General features: G+C 39.9%; 6 protein-coding genes and 1 pseudogene. 2 read left to right on the top strand and 5 right to left on the bottom strand.

Translation table 11 applies throughout. From position 1 onward, the window contains the following. Positions 1–434: 434 nt before the first annotated feature. Together RWN13_RS23530 and RWN13_RS23525 are read right to left on the bottom strand one after the other, a co-directional pair. Positions 435–674: a DUF2922 domain-containing protein gene (locus RWN13_RS23530; protein ID WP_314068683.1), complete on the bottom strand. Its 240-nt coding sequence runs from the start codon at positions 672–674 to the stop codon at positions 435–437. Positions 675–689: 15 nt separating this feature from the next. Continuing rightward, positions 690–899 carry a hypothetical protein gene (locus tag RWN13_RS23525; protein ID WP_314068681.1) on the bottom strand — a complete coding sequence of 70 codons (210 nt, stop codon included), beginning with the start codon at positions 897–899 and terminating at the stop codon, positions 690–692. Between the two features lie 353 nt (positions 900–1,252). On the opposite strand from RWN13_RS23525, the gene RWN13_RS23520 reads away from it, so the two are divergent. After that, positions 1,253–2,107, top strand: coding sequence for a hypothetical protein (locus tag RWN13_RS23520; RefSeq protein WP_314068679.1), 855 nt, complete (start codon positions 1,253–1,255; stop codon positions 2,105–2,107). A gap of 18 nt (positions 2,108–2,125) precedes the next feature. Next, complete coding sequence (locus RWN13_RS23515; RefSeq protein ID WP_314068677.1) at positions 2,126–2,368, top strand: hypothetical protein; 243 nt, start codon at positions 2,126–2,128, stop codon at positions 2,366–2,368. Between the two features lie 1,393 nt (positions 2,369–3,761). Here RWN13_RS23515 and RWN13_RS23510 read toward each other — a convergent pair. The 3 genes and pseudogenes from RWN13_RS23510 to RWN13_RS23500 form a co-directional block, all read right to left on the bottom strand. After that, the gene (locus tag RWN13_RS23510; RefSeq protein WP_314068675.1) at positions 3,762–3,953 is read right to left on the bottom strand and encodes a hypothetical protein; all 192 of its coding nucleotides are present in this window, start codon (positions 3,951–3,953) and stop codon (positions 3,762–3,764) included. 230 nt (positions 3,954–4,183) lie between these two features. Continuing rightward, positions 4,184–5,563, bottom strand: coding sequence for an APC family permease (locus tag RWN13_RS23505; RefSeq protein WP_314068670.1), 1,380 nt, complete (start codon positions 5,561–5,563; stop codon positions 4,184–4,186). A gap of 19 nt (positions 5,564–5,582) precedes the next feature. Beyond that, positions 5,583–5,957, bottom strand: a pseudogene (locus RWN13_RS23500) (pyridoxal phosphate-dependent aminotransferase); the annotation flags it as partial.

The following is a 5,957-nucleotide window of genomic DNA, read 5'->3' as shown; positions in this document are numbered from 1 at the left end:
CTGATTTGTTTTAGCTTCGTTCTCATTATTTCTATGTGCTGAAGCACTAAGAACTAAAGGTCTCCGCTATGTTTAATCCAATAAATGTCATTATCTGTCTCCTCCTTTTTAGTCTTTTGGTTATTTCTGATTTGTTTTAGCTTCGTTCTCATTATTTCTATGTGCTGAAGCACTAAGAACTGCCCTTACTCTTGATGCTTTAGCATTTAGAAGTTAGGGTCATCGAAGTAAAGGTCTCCGCTATGTTTAATCCAATAAATGTCATTAGTTTTTTCCTGTTATTTTAACTTTAAAACAAGAGGAAACTAAATAAATAAGCACAAACTAAGGCTGTTATCTAATATTTTTTTGACGTTTATTAGACGCTAATAGTGTATAATTTATACTGATGTTATTTAGTTTCCAACTCTTATTCTGCTGATGTTGGCACTTCGTTAAAAGATTTCGGTGACTTTTGTTTCAATTAGACGAGCGCCTTTTTTCTCTGTGTAAAGCGGCGTTTCTTTTTCATTGTGTTGAAAAAGCTCTAACTGACTGAACTTGTCCATCCACTCTTTTAACTTGACGGCATCGGTTGATAATTCGTCTTTATAAAACTTAGGAGTAAATGTACTTTGACTACCGTCAGCGTTAAAAAACACTAACTGTAATCTCTGACTAATGGTCGTATTCATGATTAAGGCTCCTTTCTAAATTGACTGGTGACGGAGACGTTTAATGGTAACTAAGTCTTCTACTGCGACGCCTTCGGGCACTAATTCAACCATTAGTTGCCCAAGGGACAGTAGTTTCTCAGACGACACATTTTCTTTTAAATGTGGCACCATTTGCTTCGTCGTTTGCCCCGTTGTCGTATATCCAACTTCGACTGTGTGTTGCAAAAAAGCAGTTGTAGCCATTTTCCTCATCCTTTCTTTGGTGACTGTAGCGACACATCCATTTGCTTATTGCTCGACTCAACTTGACCTGCGCAGGTCTTGTCTAAATCTTATCTAAATCTGACAACCATGTAAAAAGTAAGATTGACACTTTTTACGGAAGATTGACACTTTTCGAGTAAGATTTACCACTTTTTAGTAGCAATTAAGCCCTTTACTGCAAAGAATCCCTCAAAATGAGGTAAATCTTGATAAAAAAAGGTAAATTTAAGTCCTTTTTAGTAAATCTTCAATTTGCGACCTGAATGTGATCTCCTTATACTAGAAATACCGTGATAACTTTTATTATTTTTCTTCTTTTAGGAGGTAATAAAATGAGACATACTGAACCAACCGCACTATCAGCAACGATTGATCTCCATAAGGAAGACATCACACCAGCATCCTTACCAGGATTTTGGGCGATGGCCCTTCCGGTTGAGTACCCCGTTATTAATGACACTATCGTTGGGGTATTCACCTACACTGACACAAAAAGCAAATGGCTGACCATTATTTTGTATGATTCAGGGCTTTTGATTAAGACGAAGGTAACTGCTGACGAAATCTTGACATGCTACATGAATCAGACCACCAAACATGGTCCAAATGATCGAGAGATTATGAAGTATTTGATGAATTCTAACCGAATTATGTTGCCTTATTTTTCTCACCGTGGGCTATTCTCCCAAATAGCTAGCAATATGTGGTTAAACTTGCTTTATGTGAGTCATTATTCAGAGGTGGCTGTCATCACCAAAAAAACTCAAACCACTCTGACATTAACTTCTGGTGCCTCCATGACTTTTCCAATAGGAAACAGGTGTGGAAAAAAGAAAATTTTAAGTGACATCACGATTTTTCGAGCGTATACAAATAGTTGCCTACCGATTGAAATGAACGAGCCAAAAGCATTCCCTCGGGACAACTATCTGACACCCTTTATGATCAGTCTGTTAGATACAAAAAAACATAGCCTGCAAACCTTTTCTGTTGACGCCATGGAGACCGTCAATCATTTTTTTCAGCATTACAAACCATTGATTAAAGAAGGTCATTTGGGCTTTTATTATTTCGATAGTTTAATGGATAACGATAAAGTGTTGCTGGAACGAGCTTTCACAGACTTGGAAAAGAAAATGAACGCTCATGAAACAAGTTTTAGACACAGAAGTAGGAATCAAACATAACCCACAGGGGGAGGTGAAATGATGAAAACAACCAAAAAATTAATCTTAACCATTAGCGATGACTCCCGTAAGGAGCAAAAAATGACGATTTTACATTTTCTTGATACCCTTGACCCGATGTCATTCTCCGATCATTTGGATTCATTACCTGGTTTAGATCAATTAATCACCAAACAATTGTCACAATCCTCCTCCGCCTATTGTAAACATGCTCATTACATCGAAAAGAACAATTTTGCTATTTTCAGACAGGATAGCTAAGGCGCTTATCCTGTCAACCGCCAAATGGACTGTTGCATAATAAAAGTTATCAGAAAGCAGATGAAGGTAAACAGATCAGAAACAATTTTTTATGGTCATGATTATTAGTCATACTCTAAAAAAAGGAACCTCACTGTTTACATCATCTGTCTATCTTCACTAGTCAAAAAGGGACGTAAACGCCCAGACGACATGGGTTTAATAACGAAACACAATTTATAAAAACCTTTAAAAGAGCTTAACATCAACGATACATACAAATTAACAGGTTATAAAATCACAAAAAAATATTTTTTTACGTAAACGCCGCGTTTACATCACCTACAATGAAAAATAATTTGAAGACCCATTCCCACCAAATCCCACTGCTAATTATTACTACTGTGAAACATTTCAGCTTCATCACAGTGTCATGCCCTTCTCAAAAGAGGTCTTATGGAGATACTAATAAACTACCGCATCGGTTGTTACCGACGCGCTTTTTTTGTGTGTCAGCATAGTTATTACCTAGTTAGGTGGATGGTTTGGCTAAAGTTGGATCGTATTGGAATAGGATGGATGTGTATACGAAATCTATAAACGCTGAAGGCTTTAATCTTAGAAGATATCCTTAGAAACTTTAAGGCTCTCTAAAGTTCCACCAGAGAAGTCCAAAAGCTTTTTACTGGTGGACAACCAAGCGCTGTCAAAACAGATCTAAGATATGCCATCATAAAGGAGATGGGTGCGAATGTCATTCTGGTGGATAATGATTCGTTTAAACGCACCCTGTCTAGTGTTTTTCTTGGGCACAAAAACACATTGTCTTTTCCGATGATTATTGACTCCCATCAGGAATGAACCCTTGTTCCATGACTAGCTTCATTTTTCAGCTTTAAACATCCTTGTCAAACTCAATGGCCAACCGTTCAAAGGCCGTCTCAGTCTGTGAACAAGGAGATGCCAGACAGACTCGTTCAAATAAATAGCTCTTATCAAAATTCAATCGGTCAAACTAAAAAAATATGTCATGTTATTTATTTTTTTGGTTTTAATATACGTTTATTACGATGCGTTCGAAAACGATCACTAATATGAAAAGGCCTTACGTGGATATACAGAGAACGTGGCTCGGGAAGAAGCTATTGAAGAAGTAGCTCTTAATTTAAACAAAAGGGAATTCCCTAGAACAATTTCAAAAGCAATAGGGCTCAGTATCGAGCGCATTAAAGAGCTGTAAGCAAACACCCAGGAGCACTCTCATCTACATGATTGCTCCTAGGTATTTGCTTATAAATTGGCAATTCCATTATTATTGAATTGCAACTCCAGTCTCGTCGTTTTTTTCCCGAAGGACTCCTCTCTACATAAAATGGTGCAAGTTATTGTCTATAGTCTACTGGGCTGAGCCCTCTTACCGTTCATTTTCTTGGTTCTGATTAACTAATATTCCAACTAACATAAACGCTAATACACCGTGGGAAGAACTAATAAAATTTTCTGTGATCATTGAAATCACGATAAAAATAAACAATAACAATGAAAAATGACGATATTTCCAATTTTTCCAAAGTAGACTAAACATACTTATGATAATCACTACCATCAATCTCATTCCTAAATAACTATAGAATGTGTTAGCAATAGACCGTCAAAAAGCCGCAACTAACTTTAATACATAAAGTTAGTTGCGGCTTTTGTGTTTATCGAGTAACACTAAACCCGATTCTTTAAAGGATATGCCTTTATTTAATCACTTCTACTTCCATACTTCATCTCTGTTTAGTCTGAACTAATCCATATTCGTCTTCACTTATGCCCTAGTCTTTTAAACCCTCAAGCAACGACCTCCCCTTCGTCACCTTCCAAGGCTTCCCTAACAATTTGTTCCCGCTGAGCCATTAAGATTGCGGGTTTAACCGCTCCCCGTTTTAACTGAATAAAGGCACCGGCTAGACAAATTCCAATAATCCCCACAATCGTCACCATGGTTTTAACATCCAACTCGATAAACAGGTAGTAAGCCACAAAGAGATTACTGCCACAGGCCAACAGGCACACCCCATTCAAGAGAATCTTAGGCATGTGCAGGACGCTCTTTTGCCACTGACGGGGATGACTTTTGACCGTCTCCATGCACTTCAAATTTAAGTAACAGTTCAACAACATGGTGGGAACCATGATCAAGGAGACGATCGACTCCAAGGAAAAATTCAAGATAATCGGCACCACCCCTAAGGAATAAAATAACAAGCGGGTGACCCACGGAAAGCCACCGGCTGTTCGCTTTAAGAACACTTTCGGCAGCCAACCGTCTTCGGCGATTTGTTGAATCGGCTCACCCAACATGGTAATGGCCGTCACTAAGGAGGTGGCAATCGCAAAGACCCCTCCGCCTAAAATAAACAATATGTGAACCCAAGAGGGAAAGATCTGACTGGAGACCGAGCTCAAGTTTTGCCCTTCCAGTTCCCCTAAAGGCAGAACCCCTGAAGCCACCATGGACATTAAGCCATAAATCGCCCCTAAACAGACCGTTATGGTCAAAATGGCCAAGGGGATATTCCGCTTAGGGTTTTTGGTGGAACTACTGACAGAAATCGGCCCCATAGTAGTCCCTTGACAAGCCCATCCCATAATGGCAATGGCTGAAAACAAGCCCACTGGCCCATTCAGTAAAAAGTCCTCTCCAGTGAAAAATCCCGACTTGACTTGAGGCAAACCAAAGGCGATAAAGGCCACGATGGCCGTCAATAAAATCACCGTCATAACATTGTTGATCTTCGACAAAAACTTAGCCCCTCTGGTAGTGGCCCCAAAAAACAAGGTGATTACCAGCACCCCGATCAACCGTTTATAAGGTAAAATCAGCGGAAAGATAATCCCGGCATACTCCACCATAGCCAAGCCATAGAGAGCAATCCCAAAGCCCCCAATCATACTGAACATGGCACTGACCCCGGTGGCGTAGGGGCCAAAGAGAAAGGCCTTTTGACCATAGTCTCCGCCTCGAAAAACAAACATCGAGCTCAACAACACATTATAAAAATACGCCAACAACATAATCAGACACCCACCTAAAACCGCCACCACAATCGAACGACCTGTATACGCAATCCCCGCACTTAATAAGACAAAAATCCCAGAGCCAATGGCTCCACCTAATCCCAAGGTAAATAAATCAAAAAATGTCAGTTGTTTCCGTTCCTCACTCATTTTTATACTCCTTTCAGCCTTAAAAATCCTCGTCAAATTCAATGGCCAAGCGCTCAAAGGCCGTCTCAATCCGTGATCGAGGAGCCGCCAGACAGACTCGTTCAAATAAATGACCTTTGTCTGGATCCGAAACAGTGCCCCACTCCAACAAGACCCCGGCATACTGATAAATCCGCCGATGAATCTCATCTGGAGTCAGGCCGTAGCCTTGAAAGTCCAGCCACACCACATAGGTCCCTTCTGGGCGAAAGGTTTTGACTAAGGGCATTTTTCTAGCTAAAAATGCCATGACCCAGTCAATAGTCTCATCCAAATAAACCTTTAAGCGATTCAACCACGCTTCACTTTCATTATAAGCGGCCATCACTGCCCCAATGGTAAAGGGGCTTGGCAG

Origin of the sequence: uncultured Vagococcus sp., assembly GCF_963518325.1 — a bacterium.
Classification (GTDB): Bacteria; Bacillota; Bacilli; order Lactobacillales; family Vagococcaceae; genus Vagococcus_D.
Note: the sequence above shows the minus strand (reverse complement) of the source record. Positions and strands in the feature narration are given on the sequence as shown.

Excerpts from the sequence above, each read along its gene's own strand:
- RWN13_RS23530 (WP_314068683.1), bottom strand. The coding sequence starts at position 674 with ATGAATACGACCATTAGTCAGAGATTACAGTTAGTGTTTTTTAACGCT.
- RWN13_RS23505 (WP_314068670.1), bottom strand. The coding sequence starts at position 5,563 with ATGAGTGAGGAACGGAAACAACTGACATTTTTTGATTTATTTACCTTG.
- RWN13_RS23510 (WP_314068675.1), bottom strand. The coding sequence starts at position 3,953 with ATGGTAGTGATTATCATAAGTATGTTTAGTCTACTTTGGAAAAATTGG.
- RWN13_RS23520 (WP_314068679.1), top strand. The coding sequence starts at position 1,253 with ATGAGACATACTGAACCAACCGCACTATCAGCAACGATTGATCTCCAT.
- RWN13_RS23525 (WP_314068681.1), bottom strand. The coding sequence starts at position 899 with ATGGCTACAACTGCTTTTTTGCAACACACAGTCGAAGTTGGATATACG.
- RWN13_RS23515 (WP_314068677.1), top strand. The coding sequence starts at position 2,126 with ATGATGAAAACAACCAAAAAATTAATCTTAACCATTAGCGATGACTCC.